This window comes from Psychrobacter proteolyticus, from assembly GCF_038155145.1.
Lineage (GTDB): Bacteria > Pseudomonadota > Gammaproteobacteria > Pseudomonadales > Moraxellaceae > Psychrobacter > Psychrobacter proteolyticus_B.
Map to the genome: position 1 here is coordinate 289,015 of NZ_JBAKAY010000004.1, position 23,853 is coordinate 312,867.

A 23,853-nucleotide genomic window follows, 5' to 3' on the forward strand; every position below is an offset into this window, starting at 1 on the left:
GTCAAATAGTTGGTCAATATCTCGATATTATCTGCACTATTTTCCTCGTTTGACGGCAATTTATCTCATTTTTATCACCATTTTTAAAATGAGGACACACCCCAGATTCAATAATTAAATGCAGTTAAATAAGAGAAAACTATGAAAGCACTGGTTAAAGCTCATGCCGAAAAAGGCATCTGGATGCAAGACATGCCAGAACCAACGGTTGGCATCAATGACGTTAAAATTAAAATTAAAAAAACCGCCATTTGCGGCACAGATTTACACATTTATAAGTGGGATGAGTGGTCACAAAAGACCATAAAAACGCCAATGATTATCGGACATGAATACGTCGGTGTCATTAGTGAAATGGGCGATGGCGTCAAGCATCTTGAAATAGGTGACCGAGTCACAGGCGAAGGCCATATCGCTTGCGGGCATTGCCGTAACTGCCGCCGTGGTAAGCTACATGTGTGCGAAAACACCATCGGCGTGGGCGTTGACCGCGATGGCGCGTTTGCCGAATATTTGGTGATACCTGCCGACAATGTCATCAAACTCGATGAGCGTATCAGCGATGAGATGGCCGCAATTATGGACCCGTTTGGCAATGCTACTCACACTGCCCTTTCATTCCCTGTACTGGGTGAAGACGTGCTAATTACGGGTGCAGGACTGATTGGGTCAATGGCAACGGCGATTTGCCGCTTCGCAGGGGCGCGTAATATTGTAGTCAGTGATATTAGTGATTATCGTCTAGAGCTTGCCAAAAAAATGGGCGCGACGATGACCATCAACCCAGCCAAGGGTGAAACCATCGAAGGCGCTATCGATGAGTTAAAAATGCATGGCTTTGATATTGGGCTTGAGATGTCAGGCTCGCCTCAGGCCTTTGATTCGATGATTAGTAACATGTATAACGGCTCTAAAATTGCGCTCTTGGGCATTTTGCCTAACACCACCACGGTGGATTGGAGCAAGATTATTTTTAAGGCGTTAACCTTAAAAGGTATTTATGGTCGTGAGATGTGGGAGACGTGGTATCAAATGGAGCAAATGCTGATTAGCGGTATTGATCTGTCGCCAATCATTACCCATCGCATGCACATTGATGACTTTCAAGAAGGCTTTGATATCATGGAAAGTGGGCAATGCGGTAAGGTAATTTTAAGCTGGGATTGATAATGTAGTGCGTCAGTATTTGAGAAGTCGTGGTTAGGGTTTAAATTATTACGACTGATAAAACGGCACTGATTTCAGTGCCGTTTTTTTTGATGTTAAGAAGTGCTAAGATTCATGAGTTGATTGCTGAGTCTAAGAAAGGGACAACTTATTAGGAAAAAAACATGGACAGAAAAATAGTTTTTTATGATCTTCGTATGCTAGCAAAAATAGAAAACGGAATTTACATTTTAGATGTTTCTGTTGAGAGCGGATTTGCAGAATATAACGTAATCGTAGATATAAATGCTCAAGACTTTGAAGTAATTGAAAATGATAAGTATAGAGCAATACTGCTTAAAGCTGCACTACATCGACCTTTTCAGCTTAAAGAAACCGCATTAAACAAGGCTGAACAACGATACTATCTAGATATGATCCTTCATGCGGATGAATCTGAGGTCAACACCTTTCTTACAAAGTTAGATCATGGACAAGCTAATGGTGCAATATCCAGCATGGTGCGTAAAGCAAGCAACAGAGATATAGAAAAACTGCGCAATGCAAATTGGTTTTATTGAAACGTAATGTATAACGAATAATTGTAAGTTAGTGTCGAGAGACGAAACTCAACACGTTATTTGCTACGACTATTAATTTAAAAACATTGTGTATTTTAAGCCCTACTCAACCTACTTGCTTGGCATAGTAACTGTATAGTTATTTATCTCTAGTTTTTAATTATTTTATCTTTAAAAATAGCTGTAGATGAATTCTTAGATAAATACTCTATTACCCCTAGTAACTCCTTGGAGTCATCAATTCTAATTGGCACAAATGCTGGCTCAAAACTAGTGTAGCCTATTTTAAACTTTTTTAATTTCACTTTGATTCCATCGATTAGTAAATATGCATCCAAGAAAACTTCTTCGTGCAAATGTTCTCCTGAACTACTAGAATCTAGCTTTAATTTATCGCTAAGCTCTAAAAAAGAGTAGGTCATCTGTTTATCGAGATCTTCAATCAAAACCTTATCTTGCATTTCTGGAGTTACAATATATTTTTCAAGATTAATGTGAGGGTTTTCTTCTACCCAACCTTTATCAACTTCAGCTTTAATACTATTTATCAGATTTGGTTGAGAAATTTGAATATTAATATTAATCTGCTTAATAAGAGGGTTGCCTTCTTTATCCTCCCAATCTTCATCTTTCTGTTCTCGTACTATTAGTAACTCAATTTTATTGTGCTTAGCCTTAGTCTTTGCCCCACTTTGATAACCTGTTTTTGTTGCAAATACCGGTATTAGGTCTGGAATATCTTTTATCTTACCAACTAGAGCATCTATTTTTTCAACTGAAATCGTGGACGCATAATCTTTACATTCAATTACGGTTTTATAAGTAAGCCCTGCTACTTCATACTCCCAATACAGGTCAAATTCACGGTCTATCCCACAGTTATCTATAATTTTTTTATTTCGTTCTATTTCTATGTTTTTTTGTGACATAAATTCTTCAGCATTAATAAGTGCTTGCTGCAAATTTTGTACGAAAATTTCGTAATTTTTACCATCGGACATATTGTTATTCTCGATTCTGAACTATGTTTAATGTAGCTTAATTATTAATCTAAAAGAAGCATATATTTTTAAAACTCGTAAAAGATATATCATTCTCAAAAACAGTAAACAGTAATAAAAACACCACGTCACTGCTAGCCCAGACTGGCAGATACAAGCGGAAGGCGGGAAATAGCTCCCCTACTTTCAAACCCAAACCCCAAACACAAAAAAGGTGAGCTTTGCGCCCACCTTTTTTATTTGTAGAACACTAGTCCAAACTAACTTAGTCAATCTTAACGAAGCAACCTAAGACGTCAAAAGACTTTATATATTACTCAACTCTCTTAACGCAGATAACGCCTGTTCCGCCTTAACATCCGATACAAATATATGGTCATGATAATAGGCAGCGATCACATTGGCACTGATACCTTTTGAGGTCAGTTTGGTTGACACGGCTGCGGTTAGACCTACCGCTTCTAAACTTGAATGCACCATCAGAGTGATTTGCCGAAACACGCCCTCGTAATGCAAATCTGCCTCATCAGCCTTGTCTTTTGTCAAAACCAGAGTCAGCCCCTCTGACTCTACAAACGTCGCGATTGGCACTAGGTTTACGTATTCTGCTAGCTGCCCTTTTACGGTACAAAACACAAATAATTCATCAACCAGTACTGGCTGCATCGAACTCAATAGCTCATTGATATCTGTAATTCCTGACATTTTATTCTTCCTTATTTTGCTTCATTTGAGTCTTTGTTAATCGCAATTTTAACATGGGTATCATTACCTATACTCGTGAAAACACGGTATAAACGCTAACCCTTATTTCCAAACACTCAAACCTTAAACACAAAAAAGGTGAGCCTAAGCCCACCTTTTTATTTAACAAACAACTATCTAAAACTATAAGCAATTGCTAGAGGTTTGAGTAGCGACTAGCGCAACCAAGCACGGGCGTTGCGGAACATACGCATCCACGCACCGTCTTCGTCCCACTCTTCTGGTTTCCAGCTGTGATTATAAGCTTTTAGGTTACGCTCAGGATGCGGCATCATGATAGTAACGCGACCGTCGGTGCTACATAGACCCGTGACACCGCCGAGCGAACCGTTTGGATTGAGCGGATACGTCTCGGTTGGATGACCTTGGCTGTCGACATAACGCATCGCAAGTTGACCGTGTTTTGCCATACCGTCGATTTCTGTGTTGTCTAGCGTGGCATAACCTTCACCGTGCGCCACCGCGATTGGCAAAATGCTGTCTTGCATACCTTTGAACAGGATAGACTTGGTACGCTCGACTTTTACGTTGACCGTACGCGCTTCAAAACGAGCCGACTGGTTGGCGATGAAGCGTGGGAAGTTATCTGCACCTGGAATGAGGTCTTTTAACTGAGCCATCATCTGACAACCGTTACAGACACCTAGTGAGAAGGTATCAGGACGGGCAAAGAAGCGGACAAACTGCATGCGTAGCTCGTCATGGAACAAGATAGAGTTCGCCCAGCCAGAGCCAGCGCCCAGTACATCACCATAACTAAAGCCACCACAAGCGACCAGACCGTCGAAATCACGTAGATTGATACGGCCACTGAGTAGATCGCTCATGTGGACATCGACCGCTTCAAAGCCAGCTTGGGTAAAGCCTGCTGCCATTTCCGTCTGACCATTGACGCCTTGCTCACGCAAGATAGCGACTCTTGGTCTGCTGTTATCAGAATCAGCGCGACTGTTTACATACGGCTCTTCAACTTTTTGATTCAGATCAAAGTTTGGCGCAGCGATTAGGCCTTTATGGCTCGCATCAGCGATTAAGTCATACTCTTGCTGTACGCACGCTGGGTTATCACGGCGACGCGCAATTTGATAGCTGACCTGCGTCCATGCTTGCTGTAATTCAGTACGGCTAAAGCGTAGAGTGTCATCACCCATGAGCGTTGGCGTTTGGATTAGTAAGCTGTCTTCTTCAGAGCTTTGACCGACGAGGCTAAGCATATCGCTGACGTTGTTTTGCTCTGCTAGCTCCATCAAAGTAGCAACGTTTTCTGGCAATACTTGGATGACCGCGCCCAACTCTTCGCTGAACAGCTGACCGAGTAAGTTATCATCATTTAATGACAGCTTGATACCCTGACGGCTGGTAAACTGCATCTCTGCAATGGTCGCTAGTAGACCACCATCACCGATATCATGATAAGCGCTGATGACGCCTTGCTCATTACCCGCTTGGATAAAGTTAAAGAAGTCGATCAAGTCGCTTGGCTGCGCTAAATCTGGGCAGTCGTTACCCAATTGGCTAAGCGTTTGCGCAAGGATTGAACCGCCTAGACGTAATTTTCCTTTAGACAAGTCAATGCGGTAAAACGCGCTATCGCCATTGATTAGCTCAGGGGTTAGTGTTTTTGCGACGTCAACGACAGGAGCAAATGCAGTCACGACCAAACTCATTGGTGACACAACTGATTTGTCTTGGTTTTCACCATTGCCATTGTCGTTGTCAGTCCAGTTAGCACGCATCGATAGCGAGTCTTTACCAACTGGGATAGCGATACCGAGTGCTGGGCAAAGCTCTTCACCGACGGCATGTACCGCGTCAAACAATGCAGCATCTTCTACGTCATCACCACACGCGGCCATCCAGTTCGCTGACATGGTGATATCAGACAATTGAGCGATACGCGCACCAGCGATGTTAGTAATCGCTTCACCGACCGCTAGACGCGCCGAGGCTTTTGGACTGATAAGCGCAACAGGCGTACGCTCACCGACACTCATGGCTTCGCCAGTCATTGGCTGACCATCTAGTGCCACTAAGCCAGAAGCCGTCACCGCACAATCTGATACAGGCACTTGATAGCGACCCACATACTGATCACGCACGACCATACCTGTGATAGAGCGGTCACCAATGCTAATCAAGAATGATTTGCTCGCGACAGTTGGGTGACGCAATACATCGGTAATTGACTCGGCTAGATTAACGTCATCAAGCTCTAATGCTGGTAACGTGCTCTCGGTACGCTCAAAGCTGCGTTGCATTTTTGGTGTACCGCCGAGCAATACTTGCATCGGCATATCGACTGGTTGCTCGTCCAACAGCTCATCATCAACAACTAGCTGACGGATATCCGTCGCCTCACCCAAGATGGCATATGGGCAGCGCTCACGGGCACAGATGGCATCGAACTGATCTTTGCTCTCTGGGCGAATCGCTAGCACATAACGCTCTTGCGCTTCGTTTGACCAGATGGCCATTGGCGACATGCCAGCTTCTAACGATGGAATCTTACGCAAGTTCAGATGCGCGCCCATTTCATGGTCATTGACCAGCTCTGGCATCGCATTAGACAGACCACCTGCACCTACATCATGTAATGAAACGATTGGGTTGCCGTCTTTACTGTTATTGCTTACATCAACATCATCGCCCGCTAGTGCCCAGCAGCGATCAAGGACTTCTTGGCAACGACGCTCCATCTCAGCGTTATCGCGCTGAACTGAGGCAAAGTCTAAACCCTCATCAAGATCACCACTATCGACCGACGATGCGGCACCGCCGCCCAGACCGATTTGCATGGCAGGGCCACCAAGAACGATAAGCAAATCGCCTTTTTTGATTGCATTTTTTTCAATCAGATTGCGTTTGATATTGCCGTAACCACCTGCCAACATGATTGGCTTGTGATAGCCGCGCATCTCGCTACCGTCTTTTGCCGCAGAGGTATCTAGCTGAAAACTACGGAAGTAACCGCATAGATTTGGACGACCAAATTCGTTTGAAAAATTGGCACTACCTAATGGCGCTTCGGTCATGATCTCAAGGCTGGTAGCCATACGATCTGGCGTACCATAATCCTGCGTGCTCAATTGACCTGACTGCTCCCACTTTTCACTAAGCTCTGGGATATGCAGATGTGACACGTGGAATCCCGTTAGACCCGCTTTTGGCTTGCCGCCGCGACCAGTCGCGCCTTCGTCACGAATCTCACCGCCAGCACCTGTTGCCGCACCAGAATAAGGGGCAATCGCTGTTGGGTGATTGTGCGTTTCAACTTTCATTAAGATATCGATATTTTCTTGATGGAAGTCGTAAGGATGGATTGAATTGGCATCCATCGCGTCAGTTGGGATAGGATAAAAACGCATGCCATCAGACCCTGCCATGACCGCAGCGTTGTCTTTGTACGCTGACAAGATACCTTGTGGGTTCGACTGGTACGTGTTTTTAATCATTTGGAACAATGATTTTGGCTGTGCTTCGCCATCAACTGTCCACTGAGCATTGAAAATCTTGTGACGGCAATGCTCTGAGTTGGCCTGTGCAAACATCATCAGCTCAACGTCAGTTGGGTTGCGTTTCAACTCATTGACGTACGCATTCATCAGATAATCAATATCTTCACTTGATAACGCAAAGCCGAACTCTGTATTGGCAGACTCTAGCGCTGCCTGACCTTGTCCGATCACGTCGATATGATTCAATGATGCTGGCGCTTGATCGTCAAACAATTTGCTGACATCGCTCAAGTCATAAACCAAGCTCTGCGTCATACGGTCAAACAATAACTGCTCGGCGTCTACTGGTAGTTTTTCGCCCGCGTCACCGTCTGTTTTTTCATCGAAGGTTAACGTATAAACGACGACACGCTCAACACGATTGATCTCGATTTCACAGTTATTAAAGATATCTGTCGCTTTACTTGCCCATGGCGATATCGTACCAAAACGTGGCCCAACGATGACTTGTAGTTGGTTGTCTTGCGGCGCATTTAGCGTTGCTGACTGGTCAACCGCCAGTAAATCTAGCGCTTTTTTATGTTCATCACCAGATAGCTCTCGTGATAGCACATACACTTGCTGTGTACTTATTTGACTGACATTTAGCTCGGTTTTTTGCTGAAACTGACTGATGAGTTGCTGCGTCTGAAAATCGGTAAGAAACGGTTGTCCGGCGATGGTCATCATAAAGGCATAATCCGTAAGATCAAGGCATCTCTGCCATGCTAAGTAAATGGTCTGGGTATTATAACAAGAAGACCTGTAATAAGCAGGTCTAAACCGAGATAAATTGCCGATAAGTTGCGTTCTATCGCGACTTACTATTTGCGAATCGATAATTCAAAAAAGTATCTTTTTAAGTCGTTTTTGAATTATCCATCGAAAAATAGAACGCTCAAATCTATGCTGTCACAATTTTTACCTAACCTTCATATTCCTTACAAACACTCACATCGCATTACTGGGAACCTATATAAATGTAGGGTGACAACTCGGTATTCTAGTCTCAGTTGTTAAGGCGACGATGACGTTTAACTTTTAGATTTATTTAATAGTTAGACATATCTAGCATAAAGAAAAATTACTATAAATAATCAACTGTTCAATTCGGCTAATTAAAACAACGCTATATAAGCCCAATTAAAGCACTATTTAAAAGGAAATTTATTATGAGTAGACAAAACCATATCGATAAAGTACAAGAGCTAGTAAAAGAAGTGAAATTTGCCATGATGACTACTCGTACTCACGAAGGCCATTTACATGCCTGCCCAATGACCACCGGCGAGACGAGCATTGGCGCAAAAGAGATTTGGTTTATTGGTGATAAAACCACTGAGACCATCAAAGATATTGAAAAAGACCCACAAGTAAACTTGGCATATGTGAGTCAAGATGCAAAAGATTATGTCTCAATTAACGGTAAAGCAGAATTGGTCGAAGACCAAGAAAAGCTAGACGAGCTATGGTCGCCAATTTACAATGCATTTTATGAGCAAGGTAAAGAAGATCCAAATGTACAGTTAATCAAAGTCGTCCCACATGGTGCCGAATACTGGTTAAGCGGTAGCTCAGTAGTTAATATGTTTAAAATGACCACTGCTGCAGTAATGGACGGTAAGAAAGCGACCAACTTAGGCGAAAACAACTCAGTGACACTATAAGTCGTCTAATTTATAGGCAGTAAAAACAAAAACGCCAGTAGCTAATGCGACTGGCGTTTTTATTGTCTAAATTTTATGCTGATTACTTTTGTCTTATGGAGTTATCCGCTTTGCTTTAAATAAGGCCAAGCGGCTTTTAGATAAATCATCATCGACCATAAGGTAAGTATCACAGCAGCGACCATTAATACGTAGCCGATGGTTTCAAGCGACTGCCAATTAAGCAATAGTACGGTAATCGCTACCATCTGGAACGTGGTTTTTAGTTTGCCAACATAAGATACGGCGACGCTAGTACTCTTACCTAGCTCTGCCATCCACTCGCGTAATGCTGATACTGCGATCTCGCGCGAAATAATGACGATAGCAGCTATCGCCATAATGATATTGGGATGCCACTGTACAAGGACAATGAGCGCTACAGCTACCATCAATTTATCAGCAACAGGGTCCAAAAAGCGACCAAAGGCTGACATGACATTGAGTTTACGAGCAAAATACCCATCGAGCCAATCAGTAATCGCGGCAATAATAAAGACGCCGGTCAATAATAAATGGCGCAACAAACTATCGCTAAACTCGCTCATCCCAACGCGCGCAATGACATTGTCTGAAATCGCAGGCATACCAATACCCATGGCTGGCGGCCAATAAGCAATCGCGACAAATAGCGGAATCATCAAGATACGCGCAATCGTAAGGTTGTTAGGCAAGTTAAAAATACTCTTGGTATTTTGCGAACTTGGCGGTTCTTCCTGCGTATGCAAATGCGTGCTGTCAGTCATGGCAAACCCAGTTTAATATGAACATAATAATGGCAGATAGCTTAGCATTTTTCGGACAAGGCGTCATGCCATCTCTGCAGCGATTAAGTTATCAAAGATATCAATAGTGACTAGATGACCTGTTATCGACATAAACTATTGAAATTATTGGCAGCCTTTATGGATGATTGCATCATAAAGCTCCGCTACTTACTCTAAATATCAGTGCTTCATACCAGTCTTTGCATCTTTTGGAATTTTACAAAGTAATATACTGTAACCAAAACCGCCAGACAGCACTCAATTGCGCTATCATAGCGACTGTACCAGAACACTTGTACACTTAAATTAGTAAATGTTAATAGTTAAATATCTCCACCTATTGTATTGATAATTACTACCCTTATAAATAACAGTAGAGAGCACCAATAATTACAACAACTCTTGACCACGGCCTGTGTAGCTAATACATGACCCGTTTTCCTCAGCCCACAGTACCTCCTCTGTGGGCCTTTTTTTTCTTACATTTTGCTAAATATCGAGTTTTCGACTGTCCAAATATCGCCAAACGATGCAAAATAATGAGTATAGATATTCCGCTTACTATATTTGCATAACTGCCTTAACGGTTTGCTGAGCCATCCGATAGCAGCTTTCAATATTACCTTTTGCACACCAGTCACCACTGACGATCCACTGCTTAGTTGCATCTATTAAGATGCCCAACTCTTCAGTATCCTTATTTACAATAGTAGCTGCATAGCGCCAACGATGACAATCTGTTTGGCTAGGTGCGCTGTCTTCATTCCAATTTAATGCTTGTTTTGCCGCCTGTAATAATTGTTCTGTGACTAACTCTATATCGTCATCGACGTGGGCTTCTGACCAGTCATTACGTGCATGTATGGTGACACTTGGTAGTAGTTCACCATGAGCAGGTTTTTGATGCTCAATAAATATCCTATCGAGAATAGCGTTATTTAAATAAGCGACATCCCATTGCGGTGCTAGCTGATCCTTTAATGTTTCAGGTAACTTTTGTACATCATCCCAACCAAGCATCAGCGTATAGCAGGCTTGCATTTGCGGTTTAGTAATTTTGTCTTGCTGAGCAAAGCCGCTATCTGCCATTAGCTCTACCGCCTGACCATTTGGCGCTGTGCAGATCACCCAATCAAACCAACCGAGACTGGCTCCAGTTTCGTCAAATAGCTCAGTTTGCTTGCTGTTTTGATTAAAAGTTTGATTAAAAGTTTGATTAAAAGTTTGATTAAAAGTTTGATTATGAGTCTGGTTCTGGATCTGATGCTGAGACTGCTGCGGGTTTTGACGGTGCAAATACTGAGCAAGCGGTGCGACACGGGTCTTAAATACTATGGTCGTATGCTTGAGCGCAGCGACTAATTCACGACCCCAACTGGTCATTTTCGGTGTGCTGATATAGCGTGCATGCACCGCGTCCCATTGCTCTTTGCTTTGGATATTAGGTGACTGACCATTTTCATCTGCTGCCGTTAACTCAACCACTTCAGCACACCATGGCTTCAGCAACTCTGTATCTAACCAAGGCGCGATAAACTGTTGAAAGTCAGCAGTTTTGGCGGTGAAAAACTGTGCGCCGAACGACCATTGCCAGTTTTTACCAGTCTCACTGTCGCTACGATAGCGGGTCGCTAAACGGCCTACACTACGTGATTTTTCAAAGATAGTGATTTGCGGGGTGTTAGATGACGAGCCTGTCTGGTTTGAAGCACGCTCTAATAGTGTTGCGGTAAGCAATCCAGTTAAGCCTCCACCGATGATGGCGATTTTTGGGGCGGATAGAACAGTTGAGCACGAAGCATGATCAGTCATGATGACAGTAGACCTTATAAAGTATTTATGAGTCGCTACTATATTAATTAGTTAGCCTAGTAAGTACCGAGTGGCTCGTCAATTAATCCTCAATTAAAATGGTAGCGATGTTGTCTTGTTAGCATTATTGAACCTTCAAAATGCGCCAATATCAATATCGTCTACGTAAAAAAGCCATGCTATTCTCGATAACATGGCTCTTATTTAACTTCGATATATGAATATTAATGGCTAGTATTGAATAACTATCCTTAACACTACAGGATCGTTATCAGGCTGACTTACTCTCCGCGGCCCGCTTTTACTTCTTCAACCAAGTCATTAATCACTGAGCTATCAGCAAGCGTAGATAGGTCGCCCAGTCCCACATATTGCCCTGCTGCAAGGTTACGCAAGATACGGCGCATGATTTTTCCTGAGCGCGTTTTTGGTAGTGCATCAACCATATAGATGGCATCCAAAGTCGCAATTGGTCCAATCTCGGCACGCACATGACGTTTTAATTCTGCTTTTAGATCGTCGGTCTTTTCTTCACCTGACTTTAGAATGATAAATGCACAGATACCTGTACCGCGTATCTCATGCGGCATACCGACAATCGCAGCTTCAGCAGTTGCAGGATGCGCAACCACTGCGCTCTCAATCTCTGCTGTGCCCAAGCGATGCCCTGCTACGTTGAGTACATCGTCGACACGACCGGTAATCCAGTAATGCCCATCTTCATCACGTTGAGCGCCATCACCCGTGAAATAATGACCCGGATAATCGCTAAAGTAGGTTTTCAAAAAGCGTGGATGATCATTATAGATAGTACGCATCTGCCCTGGCCAGCCGCTACTGATCACCAAATTGCCTTCTGCAGGGCCTTCCAAGATTGCGCCATCGCTATCGACGACTTCTGGTTTGACGCCATATAGCGGTGTCATTGCCGCGCCCGGTTTGAGATCGACTGTACCTGGTATTGGCGCCATTAAGATGCCGCCTGTCTCGGTCTGCCACCATGTATCGACGATAGGACATTTACCATCACCGACGACGTTGTAGTACCAGTCCCACGCTTCTGGGTTGATCGGTTCACCGACCGACCCTAGCAGGCGCAAACTAGAACGATCTGACTCTCGAACAAAGGCGTCGCCCTCTTTCATCATCGCGCGAATGGCTGTTGGTGCAGTGTATAGGATAGTCACGTCATGCTTATCGATAATATGACCGATACGTGCCCATGTTGGATGCTCTGGCACACCTTCAAACATTACCGTTGTCGTGCCATTGGCCAATGGTGCATAGGTTGAATACGTGTGACCAGTAATCCAGCCCACATCTGCCGTACACCAGTAGACGTCATCTTCTTTGATATCAAAAACATCACGGAACGTTGAGATAGCATAGGTGATATAGCCGCCTGTAGTATGCACGACACCTTTTGGCTTACCTGTCGAACCAGAGGTATATAACAAGAATAGCGGGTCTTCGGCGTTCATGACTTCAGGCTCGCAGATCTCTGATTGACCATCGACCAAATTGTGATACCACACATCACGGCGGCCACTCATTGGTATAGAGTTACCCGTACGATGAACGACGATGACTTTTTCGACACTCTCAGTACCATCCATATCGAGTGCATGATCGACGTTGGCTTTAAGCGGTGTGTGCTTACCGCCGCGTAAACCCTCGTCAGCGGTAATAACAACTTTTGAGCGACTGTCTATCAAGCGATTGCCCAGACTCTCGGCAGAAAAACCACCAAACACCACTGAATGCACCGCACCAATACGCGCACATGCCAGCATCGCTACCATGGCTTCCGGTATCATCGGCATATATAGCGTTACGCGGTCACCTTTTACAACGCCAAGCTTGCGCAATGAATTACCCAAGCGGCAGACAGCTTCATGCAACTCTTTAAAAGAAATGATTTTGTGCAATGAAGGGTGATCACCCTCCCAAATGATAGCAGGCTTGTATGGGTTTTCTTCGAGGTGACGGTCGAGACAGTTGACTGAAATGTTTAGCTCACCATCTTCAAACCATTTGATGCGAAAATCATCTAAGTCATAATTGACGTTACTGACCTTGGTTGGTTTTTTTATCCAGTCGATTAGCTCAGCACGCTTCGCCCAAAAAGCATCAATTGCTTCGGGTGATTCGATAGATTGCTGGTAGTCTGTAAGGTACTTATCAGGTGTGGTATTGGCAGCAGCCATAAACTCGGCTGAGATAGGAAATGATTTCTGAGTCATAGTGTTGGGTCCCTTTTAATTATTATGACCTACACGGATAAACGTCTATGACGCGCCCCATGTAAGCGATAAGAGTCATCTTCCATAATGTGTGACACTCATCGTTAGTTTGACAAATAAGCGTGACGGTTGCAAGACATCAAAAGCCAAACATAACAATTTCACTGTACATCTGTATGTTTAGGCACAAATAATCTAGTCGCTATAAGGAAATTGACTCATTATTCCAGTCAATTTTTATTGTCTATGACTTATGGCTTATTTTGTATTAAGAAGGGTTTTGGACTTATGAATAATCATAAAATAGTTAACATATAAAATGAGATTATTACCAAACCCATATTTTATAAACGACACAAGCCATACTTATGTATGGCTTGCTGCTATCGAAAGCTCCATAAACATCTAGGATGTATTATTTAAGCTGCGTCACCGTTTTCCACTGACCATTTTGTACTTGCGATAAATAGATATCATTAATCGCGACATGGCTCTCAGGCGTGATGGCAACTGTAGATCCTGTGACGCCATCGACAAAGCTGACGGTCTCTAGACCCTTATTGAAAGTGTCGGCATTTAAGTCAGGACCTGCTGCGGTTAGACCATCAACGGTTACTTTGGCAGCTAGATAACCAAGAATAGCACCTGCTGATACTTCCTCCCCTGTGGCTTTTTCAAACTTCTCAACCCAAGCTTTGGTCTCAGGTTCATTGGCTCTTAGTGCCAAATCATTATAATACGATACAGAGTATAGGCCTTCACTTGCGCCGCCTGGTGCCGCTGCAACTGCAGGATGGAAACCAGTGACAGGAGCGATAAACTTCACATCACTCCAGCCCATAGCGTTTGCTGTACCGACCGCCGTGATAGCGCCGCGAATAGTTAGAGATAAGGCAATAAGCTCACATTTAGCGTCTTTTAACTTGGCCATTGCCCCAGCAAAGTCTGTTTCATCAGGACGATGTGAGCTGGACTGGACTAGGGTGACGTTAGGATTGCTATCACTAATATCCTTAGCAGCCTCATTGGTCTCTTCACCATAGTCTGATGGGATATACATGACACATAAATTGCTAACTTTGTTTTCGGCAATAAGATACTCCATGCCTAGCTTTATTGAATCATAATAGGTACTACCAGCGGTATAGCGACGATTGAAATCCCCTTCTTCTTGCATAGCCCGAGCAAAGGTGAGCGGCATGATACTAGGAACATTGGCGCGATCCATAATAGGGAAGCTCGCTAAGTTGTGCGGAGTGCCGAGCGACATCAGCATGGCAAACACTTTATCGCGGCTGACCAATTTGTTCGCAGACTGTACGGCCTTTGGTACTTGATAAGAATGGTCCTCGACAATGTAACGAATCTTTCGTCCATTGACACCGCCTGCCGCATTCACCTCATCAAAATACATATTGGCTGCGGCGACTGCAGGATTACCAAATCCAGCAAACGGACCCGATAAATCATTTGCACCGCCTAAGATAATCTCAGTATCGGTCACGCCCTGTACTGGCATATCGCTTGTAGAAGTAGATGTGGCAGCTTCAGTATCAGTGCCCGTCGCTGCGGTCGTTTCTGGATCACTACACCCTACTAGACCCATCGTACCGACCGTGAGTGCTAGTAGCGTCATCTTGAATGTCCATTTCATTGCCTTTCTCCTTGCGACTCCGTCGCTGTTAGTTTGATGCTCTTAAGATTAATACTTTCGAGGTTGAGACGACTTCAAAAAAGCTGAACGGTGCTAAACTAAACTGTATTAAAGAGCTAGATCAGTACATAGAGTCGATGAGAGCATGATGCTTTTTCTCAACCAAGTTTCTTTTCAGTTTCATCGTCGCGGTTAATTCGTCATCTTCAGGACTGAGCAGCACATCAATAAGCCTGAATTGCTTTATGGTTTCTACCTGAGCTAGAGTTTCGTTAGCAGACTGTACGACGTCATCTATCAAGGCGATAACTTCTGGCGCGTGACACAACGAGCGAAAATCAGAAAACATCACTTGATTATCTTGTGCATATTTTTCGACATTTTCTTGATCTATCATGATCAGACAAGTCAAATACTTCCGTTTATCGCCAATGACGACCGCATCTGAGATATAAGGTGAGAATTTAAGTTTGCTTTCAATCGCAGCTGGTGTGACGTTCTTGCCGCCTGCGGTGATAATAATGTCCTTGATACGACCCGTGATGAATATATAACCGTCTCTTATCTCGCCGACATCACCCGTATGTAGCCAGCCATCACGTAAGTCCTCAGCCGTTTTTTCTGGCTTATTCCAGTAGCCTGCAAACACGTTAGCGCCTTTTACGAGTATCTCCCCATTATCGGCAATACGGACTTCAGAGTCTGGTAGTGCCTTACCTACGCTGCCGGCCATCTGTGCTTCAGGCGTATTGACCGATATCACGCCCGCACTTTCGGTCATGCCATAGCCTTCATAGATAGGTACGCCTATCGCATGAAACCAGCGTATAATATCTAGCGATATGGGCGCAGCACCAGTAGTGGCACGGCGAATATTACTCATGCCTATTAGGTCACGAATTTTGTATAGCACCAGTCGATTCCAAAACTCGTAACGCAGTCGTTGACCTGTCGTAGGAGTATTGCCTGCCATCACGATATCAGCGTAGTCATGGCCTGCTTTTATGGCCTGATCAAATGCCCAGCCATTGAGCGCACTGGCATCGCTACGCATATTACTGATAGAGGCGTACATTTTTTCCCACAGTCTAGGCACAGCGGTAAAAGTATCAGGCGATACTTCTTTCATATTCTCAAATACCGTTTCTGTACTCTCAGCAAAATTGACGATACAGCCTCGATGGATAGGCAGATCCACTGACGTTAGACGCTCAAGCACATGACATAAAGGCAGAAAACACAGCTGCTCATCAGTGGGCAAGATAGGAAGAATATCTATGCTTGTTTTTAGCTCAAAGAGGACATTGGCATGCGTCAAAATCGCGCCTTTTGGGTTGCCTGTCGTACCAGATGTATAGATTAAAGTGCGTATGTCATTAGACGTACCTTGATCGATATAATCGCTAAAGCGCTCTCTTGCGTTATCAACACTTTGACCAGTCGTATATAGCTCATCGAGGAAAATAACCTGATTATCCTCTAGGCTACGCAAACCTTTACGGTCAAGGACAATGACCTTTTTAACATGAGGCGTCTGCTCACGAATCTCTAAAAACTTATGCAATTGCTCATCGTTTTCTACAATCAGAAACTTTGAGTGGCTATCATTCAATATATAAGCAAGCTGCTCAGGACTGTCTGTCGTATAGACACCGTTGGGTATCCCGCCTACGCCGCAGACACCCATATCAAAATAAAGCCATTCTTTATTATCTTCACTTAAGATAGAAACAGTATCGCCTTTGCTCAGACCAAGCTCGACGAGTGCCATGCCGATATCGCAGCTATGATGATAATAGTCTAGCCAACTATAACTCTGCCAAATACCAAAGCTCTTTTCGCGATGCGCAATCCTATCACCTCGGCTCAAGCAAACCTGTCGCCAGAGTTTGCTCAATGTATCGCACCCTTCTAGGATTTGAGGTGCATGATCGAAAGGCGCGTTGTGTATCTTTCGACCCGTATCGTAATCATAACTTTTAGAATTATCGCGAGACGATACTGGCGCAGCAGATGTTTCTTTCATGTCTGCTGCATCCGCAGGAGAAAGTGAAGTATTGTTTTCAGTATTAACATCAATATCAATGGAGGTCGTCATGATTATTATCGCCAAGTCTTTTTGCGTTTCCACCGAGTGGCTTCCGCAGTGTTATCTTTGGTTTGTCCCAAATAGAACTCTTTAATATCATCAGAGTGCATGAGTTTGTCCGCTGAGCCTGCCATGACAATACGCCCTGTTTCTAACACATAACCGTAATCCGCTGCTGCCAAGGCAACTCTTGCGTTTTGTTCAACCAGTAAGATCGTCACGCCTTGTTCTTTATTTAAACGTCGAATGATGGCAAATATTTCTTGTACTAATAGTGGAGACAGTCCAAGAGACGGCTCATCGAGCAGCATAAGAGAGGGTCGTGACATTAGTCCTCGACCGATAGCGAGCATTTGCTGCTGACCACCAGACATCGTGCCAGCTGCTTGTGTACGGCGATCTTTTAGAATAGGAAAATACTCATATATCATCTCGACATCACGCTGTATCTCAGACTTGTCACGCCGAGTATAAGCGCCCATCGCTAAATTTTCGGCGACATTCAAAAAAGGAAATACCTCGCGCCCTTCGGGTACGTGCGACAGTCCTTTTTTGACCAAGCGATCAGGTTCAGTACCATCGATACGCTCTCCGTGGAACCATACTGCGCCCTTGCGAGGATTGATAACCCCCGAGATGGTTTTCATTAGCGTCGTCTTGCCCGCCCCATTCGCACCCAAAATCGTGACCACTTTGCCTTCCGGCACCTCTAGACTCACGCCTCTCAATGCCATCACTGGACCATAAGCGGACTCTAGATTTCGCACCTCAAGCACGTTGTTTTTTACTTCGGAGTCGACCAAGTTCATTTCAGTGGCTGGCGCGGCAGAGGATAGCGGCTTTTTAATAGCTGACATTACACACTCTCCTGTCCAAGATAGGCTTCAATAACCTGTGGATTGGCTTGTACCTCAGCTGCCGTGCCCTGAGCCAAAAATTTACCTTCAGCGACGGCCAATACGCGATCTGACACCCGATTCACAAGACTCATGTCATGCTCTACCATCAAGATAGTCAAGCCAAGATCTTTCTGCATATCCTCAATCCACCATGCCATCTCAGACGTCTCCTCTACGCTGAGACCAGAGGCTGGCTCATCGAGCAAAATAAGCTTTGGATTAGCAGCTAATGCACGCGCAATCTCAACCACCTTTCTAATGCCATAAGGCAAACCTGCGATAAGCTTATCTCGATAAGGCGCTAACTCTAAAAAATCTATAATCTTCTCAACTTGCAGACGATGCTCGCGCTCGCTACGGCGGACTTTTGGCAAAAACAATAAGTCCTGTATCCATGACGTATTACGCTGCGAATGGCGACCGATAAGCAGGTTTTGTAATACGCTTGAATGATCAAACAACTCGATGTTTTGAAACGTACGGGCAATACCCAATTTTGCGATATCGTGAGCAGGTAGCTTGGTAATATCAGTATCATCAAAGGTAATACGACCACTAAGCGGCTCGTACAAGCGACTGATTAAGTTAAAAATCGTGGATTTACCAGCCCCATTAGGTCCTACGATAGTAAATACCTCGCCCTCGTTTACCTCAAAGCTAATATTATCAACGGCTTTGACGCCACCGAACGCAATAGATAAGGAGTCAACTTTTAATAAGCTCATCGCATACGCTCCGTTTTAAGATAAGTTTTAGAACGGCGAAACAGTCCTTTTCGATATAGCGGAAACATCTGAAACCAAGTCCGTATCTTTATCCAAATGCCGTATATACCGCGTGGCTCATAGATGATCATAATGACAATAACTAAGGCAAACAGCGCCGTATCAATACCAGGAATACTGGTGATACTAGAGCCCGCACCTTGACCAACCATATCGCCTAAGATAGCAATCACTTGTGGTAATAAGACAACGACGACAGCACCAAAAAACGCACCATGTATGGAGCCCAAACCACCGATGACAATCTGCAAGAGGATGGTGATAGAGATGATAACGGTGAAGCTCTCATAATTGACCGCTTGCACAAAATGTCCGTACATAGCGCCACCCACAGCGGTAATCGCACAAGATATGCTGAACGCTAGCGTTTTGGCTTGCGGCACATTGACGCCAAGCGCACGGGCGGATACTTCACTGTCTCTGATGGCTAAGAACGAACGCCCTGTGCCGCTTCTGAGCAAGTTGATATACCCTAAAGTCACCAACACCACGAGCGCAAGGCACAAGTAATAAAAGGCTTTTGGCGTGATGTAGCGATCGATGGTGTAGCCAAACAGATTGATAGGAGAGGCAAAGGTGCCAGAGATACCGCCCGTAATAGGCTCAGCTACGATAGCGATGTCCTCAACGATAATACTAAGTGCTAAGGTTGCGATGGCTAAGTAGATACCGCTGGTTCTTAAGATTGGTCTGGCGATGATCGCACCGATAACCCCAGTGATGAGTGCACAGGCAACCAAAGCAGGGAAAAAATTCCACCCTCGAGCCATCAGTGCCATATGGCTAAATGCTCCTATCGCCATAAAGGCGGCATGCCCTAAGCTGACCTGTCCGGTATGTCCCGTCAAGAGCATCAGACCCAGTCCAGAGATAGACCAAATCAATATGGCGCTAAGCTCACTGATGTAATAGTTGCTCAACAACCAAGGCGCCATTAATAGTAGCAAGAGGAGCACGCCATACTTTATGAGTTGGCTTTTGTCATCGAAGATATTGATATCTTGATCATAGCTGTGTTTAAACTGGGCTTTCATGGGCAGTAATCATCCTTGAAAAGATTTGGAGGCCGCTTTGTCATCCTTGAATCAAAGCTGCCTTAGATCAAAGCTTCTATACTTTTTTCTGTTTGACCTGAGAAAAAATACCGCCCGGACGCACGATTAGTACGATTAGCATAACCACATAAGGCGCAATTTGACTAAGACCTAGCGGTAGATAACGACCAGCAAAAGGCTCTATCACTCCTACTAGCAACCCACCTGCCAGCGCACCAGGCAAGGAGCCTAACCCACCGATTACCGCAGCGGCAAAGGCCTTTATACCGAACAGTAATCCGACAGAGGGTTCAATAGCGCCTTTGGCCGCAAATAGTATGCCGGCAAGTGCGGCAACCACCCCTGACAATGCCCAAACGATACCATTGACCCGCTTGACGGGAATACCCATATAGTAGGCTGCCATCTGGTTTTGACTGCTGGCTTGCATCGCAATACCAAGCCGCGTGTGGGCAAAAAAGAAGTACAAAATGGAAGTTAATGCGATAGTAGATATGATGATGATAATGTCGACATAAGCGATACTCAGTGAGCCTAATGCCAACATCTTGCCTGAAAACGGCGTCTGTAGTGAGACTGGGCTATGCCCCCAGATGACACCAGCGACAAAACGCATTAAAAATCCAAGCGAGATGGTAAGGATGACCATCGCAAATTGCGGCTGACCAAAAATACCACGTAGGATAAAGCGATCGAGTAAGTAGCCAAATGCACCCATGATGACAGCAGCAAAGGTGATGCCTAATAAGAAGGGAAGGTTTGCCTGATCGGCATTGATGAAAGATATGCCCAAAAAGGCACCGAGCATAAGCATGTCGCCTTGAGCGAAATTGACCGCTTCTGAGGCTTTGTAAATGAGTACAAAACCCAGCGCTAACAGCCCATATATACAACCATTAGCAATCCCGCTAATGAGCAGTTGTAGGATATCCATAAAGTCCCTTTTGTCTTAACATTATCATCCGTGACAATGTTTGAATAAGCGGTTCAATCGACTGACTTTTTCATCAACTACTTGTAAAGAAATTCATTTTCTTCATATCAAAACGATTAGCGTTTTAGTAAGCAATCAACATGGCAGCAGTAGTAGCGAATAATATTCATATATTCACATTATACCAACTACGAATTATTGTCTATAGAAAAATCAAAGTTATTCAATGATTTATAGCAAGCGGCAAAAGCTATTTATATTACTCACCTAAAAACACCGCCATTATTGCCATGGTATAATTAGCTACTTTATATCGTCTATCCAAACCTATTCTATAAGTCATCATCATGAGTCAAATGCCAAAACAAGCAAAGCCAGTTAAGCCAAGCAATTCATCAGCGGGTAATCCATCGTCAGCCAAAAAATCTACTGATAACCACTATGACGTCATTATCATCGGTGCTGGTGCTTCAGGATTATATTGCGCACTGACTGCTGGTCGCCGTGGTCGGCGCGTATTGGTGTTGGATCATGCCAATAAAGCTGGCAAAAAGATTTTGATGTCGGGTGGTGGTCGCTGTAATTTCACCAATTACTTTGTGGAGCCTGAGCATTTTATCGGTGCCAATCCTCACTTCTGCAAATCGGCACTGAGTCGCTATCCGAGTTGGGAGTTTATCGGTATGGTAGAGTCGCATAAGATTGCCTACCACGAGCGCGAACATGGTCAGCTGTTCTGTGACGATTCGGCACAAGACATCTTATCTATGCTGTTAGATGAATGCGCGGCCGTAGGCGTACAAGTAAAGCTTAACGCTCAAATTGATCATGTTAAAACTACCGCTCATGATAACGGCGAACGCTTTTATTTAACGACGAGCAAAAAGCTTGGTAAAAAAGACATCGCGAACGGTACTCAACCTTCGCAGACACGCTATAGCTGTGAGTCTTTAGTTGTCGCTACTGGTGGCCTGTCTATCCCGACCATGGGGGCAAGTGGTATCGGCTATGAGTTGGCACAGCAGTTCGGACATACGCTCGTACCTACTGATGCCAGTCTCGTGCCGTTTACCTTCACTGATAAAACAGGCGATCTTATCCGTGCCTTGGCTGGTATCAGTCTGCCAGTTATTGCCAGTAACGAACGTATCTCTTTTAAATTACCCGTCCTATTTACCCATCGTGGTCTTTCGGGCCCTGCCATGCTACAGCTCTCCAACTATTGGCAGACTGGCGAAACAATCAGTATCAATCTGTTGCCTGAGATAGACGTCACTGAGCTTTTACTGACTCGTAAAAAATCACATCCACGCCAACTGATTCGTACCGTATTGGCAGAAAACACGGATAACGCATTACCCAAGAAGCTATTGGCAGCGTTACAGACGCATTTGTGGGAAGACATCAAAGATACAGAACTTGCCAACATCAAAGACGAGCGACTTACAGAACTTGGTGCTACGCTCAACGGCTGGCAGCTCAAGCCCTCTGGTACAGAAGGTTACCGCACGGCTGAGGTAACACGCGGCGGTGTCACAACCGACGAGGTATCTTCCAAAACGATGCAAAGCAACTTACAAGATGGCTTGTACTTTATCGGTGAGGTACTCGATGTGACTGGCTGGCTTGGCGGCTATAATTTTCAATGGGCTTGGGCCAGTGGTTTTGTCAGTGGTGAAGTCGTTTAATCACCTTAATGGCTTCACTATTTATAGCGACAATAATAGCCTTAATGACTGTCAGCATTTGAATAATTGACTATTACTCAGATAATGGCTGACAGTATGTTTGATGATAGTTGAATGGTTTTAGACAGTAATATTAGAGAGCAATGAGAATAAACACAACATAAGTCTATTTTCATAGTAGAATTAACGTAAGGCATTCATCCTATTGATAGCAATGCCACTTAGACTTATGAGGTAATCCATGCGTTCAATCAAGCATATTCATGGTGATAAAAAGCCGCATTGGGTAGGTGACGGTTTTTTTGTAAAAACCCTAATCAATCATCTCGATAATAATCCTGATTTCAACTACAGCCATACCGATCCTTTTTTATTATTTGACTACGGTAAGCCCACGACTTTTTCACCCAATCCTGATTATAAGCTGCAACCGCATGGTGTTGGACTGCACCCACACAAAGGTTTTGAGACCGTAACCATCGCTTATTCAGGTGAGATTAGCCATGCAGACTCGACCGGTGGGCGCGGCGATATCTTAGAAGGTGATGTACAATGGATGACTGCTGGTCGCGGTATTTTGCACGAAGAGTTTCATTCTGAAGCCTTTGGGCAACGTGGTGGTATATTTAGTATGGTGCAGTTATGGGTCAACTTGCCAAGCGCCCACAAGCTGACCGACCCCAAATATCAATCTATCAAACGTGCTGATATGCCTATCGTTGACCTGATAGACAATAGCGACGAGCAAACTGTCATCGGTCAAACTGCCATTATTGCCGGTGACTGGCATGGGATAACGGGTGCCGCAACGACATTTACGCCAGTCAATATGTGGGATATCGAGCTACATACAGCAGGTACAACCACGCTACAAGTACCGAAAACACACAATACCCTACTGCTGGTACAAGAAGGTCAAGTATTGGCCAACGGTACAGCCGTCAGCGCAGGGAGTTTGATAGAATTTTCAGCGCCTATCCGAAATCATGTAGGCATTCAATCTGAACACCCATCATTACCTGCTACTGATACTATCGAATTGACCTACCCTACAACTACCGATGACGATACATCTATCAAATTGCTATTACTAAGCGGCGAGCCAATCGGTGAGCCAGTCGCAGGTCATGGCCCCTTTGTCATGAATACTCAAGAAGAACTACGCCAGACCTTTCGTGATTATCAAATAGGTATTTTCGGCAAATAATGAAAATCTAGGCATAAAAAAGCCGCT

General features: G+C 44.3%; 17 protein-coding genes. 5 read left to right on the forward strand and 12 right to left on the reverse strand.

Translation table 11 applies throughout. The features are described from left to right. Nucleotides 1–141 precede the first annotated feature (141 nt). Together tdh and V6252_RS07150 are read left to right on the forward strand one after the other, a co-directional pair. On the forward strand, nt 142–1,167 hold the full coding sequence (gene tdh / locus V6252_RS07145) for an L-threonine 3-dehydrogenase (RefSeq protein WP_341609888.1): 1,026 nt from the start codon (nt 142–144) through the stop codon (nt 1,165–1,167). Between the two features lie 164 nt (nt 1,168–1,331). Further along, a complete protein-coding gene (locus V6252_RS07150) occupies nt 1,332–1,727 on the forward strand; it encodes a hypothetical protein (RefSeq protein WP_341609889.1) in 396 nt (131 codons plus the stop codon). A gap of 149 nt (nt 1,728–1,876) precedes the next feature. Here the strand turns inward: V6252_RS07150 and V6252_RS07155 are convergent, their stop codons facing one another. The 3 genes from V6252_RS07155 to purL form a co-directional block, all read right to left on the reverse strand. Further along, nucleotides 1,877–2,728 (reverse strand): restriction endonuclease, encoded by an 852-nt coding sequence (locus V6252_RS07155; RefSeq protein ID WP_341609890.1) that lies wholly within the window; start codon nt 2,726–2,728, stop codon nt 1,877–1,879. Between the two features lie 306 nt (nt 2,729–3,034). Continuing rightward, complete coding sequence (locus V6252_RS07160) at nt 3,035–3,433, reverse strand: ACT domain-containing protein (protein WP_341609891.1); 399 nt, start codon at nt 3,431–3,433, stop codon at nt 3,035–3,037. A gap of 215 nt (nt 3,434–3,648) precedes the next feature. Continuing rightward, a complete protein-coding gene (gene purL / locus V6252_RS07165) occupies nt 3,649–7,677 on the reverse strand; it encodes a phosphoribosylformylglycinamidine synthase (RefSeq protein WP_341609892.1) in 4,029 nt (1,342 codons plus the stop codon). Nucleotides 7,678–8,159: 482 nt separating this feature from the next. Between purL and V6252_RS07170 the strand changes: the two genes are divergently transcribed. Beyond that, nucleotides 8,160–8,654, forward strand: coding sequence for a pyridoxamine 5'-phosphate oxidase family protein (locus V6252_RS07170; protein ID WP_341609893.1), 495 nt, complete (start codon nt 8,160–8,162; stop codon nt 8,652–8,654). Nucleotides 8,655–8,755: 101 nt separating this feature from the next. Here the strand turns inward: V6252_RS07170 and pgsA are convergent, their stop codons facing one another. The 9 genes from pgsA to V6252_RS07215 form a co-directional block, all read right to left on the reverse strand. Continuing rightward, nucleotides 8,756–9,439 (reverse strand): CDP-diacylglycerol--glycerol-3-phosphate 3-phosphatidyltransferase, encoded by a 684-nt coding sequence (pgsA, locus tag V6252_RS07175; RefSeq protein WP_057758088.1) that lies wholly within the window; start codon nt 9,437–9,439, stop codon nt 8,756–8,758. A 582-nt stretch (nt 9,440–10,021) separates the two neighbouring features. Further along, nucleotides 10,022–11,272, reverse strand: a complete 1,251-nt coding sequence (locus V6252_RS07180) for an NAD(P)/FAD-dependent oxidoreductase (RefSeq protein ID WP_341609894.1) — start codon at nt 11,270–11,272, stop codon at nt 10,022–10,024. 281 nt (nt 11,273–11,553) lie between these two features. Beyond that, nucleotides 11,554–13,515 (reverse strand): acetate--CoA ligase, encoded by a 1,962-nt coding sequence (gene acs, locus V6252_RS07185; protein WP_165597556.1) that lies wholly within the window; start codon nt 13,513–13,515, stop codon nt 11,554–11,556. Nucleotides 13,516–13,930: 415 nt separating this feature from the next. After that, nucleotides 13,931–15,169 (reverse strand): ABC transporter substrate-binding protein, encoded by a 1,239-nt coding sequence (locus V6252_RS07190; protein WP_290177954.1) that lies wholly within the window; start codon nt 15,167–15,169, stop codon nt 13,931–13,933. A 121-nt stretch (nt 15,170–15,290) separates the two neighbouring features. Then, nucleotides 15,291–17,267 carry a long-chain fatty acid--CoA ligase gene (locus V6252_RS07195; RefSeq protein ID WP_341609896.1) on the reverse strand — a complete coding sequence of 659 codons (1,977 nt, stop codon included), beginning with the start codon at nt 17,265–17,267 and terminating at the stop codon, nt 15,291–15,293. A gap of 5 nt (nt 17,268–17,272) precedes the next feature. Continuing rightward, a complete protein-coding gene (locus V6252_RS07200; protein WP_228724810.1) occupies nt 17,273–18,115 on the reverse strand; it encodes an ABC transporter ATP-binding protein in 843 nt (280 codons plus the stop codon). After that, a complete protein-coding gene (locus V6252_RS07205; RefSeq protein ID WP_201548964.1) occupies nt 18,115–18,882 on the reverse strand; it encodes an ABC transporter ATP-binding protein in 768 nt (255 codons plus the stop codon). Before V6252_RS07205 ends, V6252_RS07200 begins: the two co-directional genes overlap by 1 nt. Then, complete coding sequence (locus V6252_RS07210; protein WP_296209270.1) at nt 18,879–19,976, reverse strand: branched-chain amino acid ABC transporter permease; 1,098 nt, start codon at nt 19,974–19,976, stop codon at nt 18,879–18,881. Before V6252_RS07210 ends, V6252_RS07205 begins: the two co-directional genes overlap by 4 nt. Nucleotides 19,977–20,052: 76 nt before the next feature. After that, nucleotides 20,053–20,931: a branched-chain amino acid ABC transporter permease gene (locus tag V6252_RS07215; RefSeq protein WP_057758078.1), complete on the reverse strand. Its 879-nt coding sequence runs from the start codon at nt 20,929–20,931 to the stop codon at nt 20,053–20,055. Between the two features lie 347 nt (nt 20,932–21,278). Between V6252_RS07215 and V6252_RS07220 the strand changes: the two genes are divergently transcribed. Together V6252_RS07220 and V6252_RS07225 are read left to right on the forward strand one after the other, a co-directional pair. After that, a complete protein-coding gene (locus tag V6252_RS07220) occupies nt 21,279–22,619 on the forward strand; it encodes an NAD(P)/FAD-dependent oxidoreductase (protein ID WP_341609897.1) in 1,341 nt (446 codons plus the stop codon). Between the two features lie 241 nt (nt 22,620–22,860). Further along, a complete protein-coding gene (locus V6252_RS07225) occupies nt 22,861–23,826 on the forward strand; it encodes a pirin family protein (RefSeq protein ID WP_341609898.1) in 966 nt (321 codons plus the stop codon). Nucleotides 23,827–23,853: the final 27 nt, after the last annotated feature.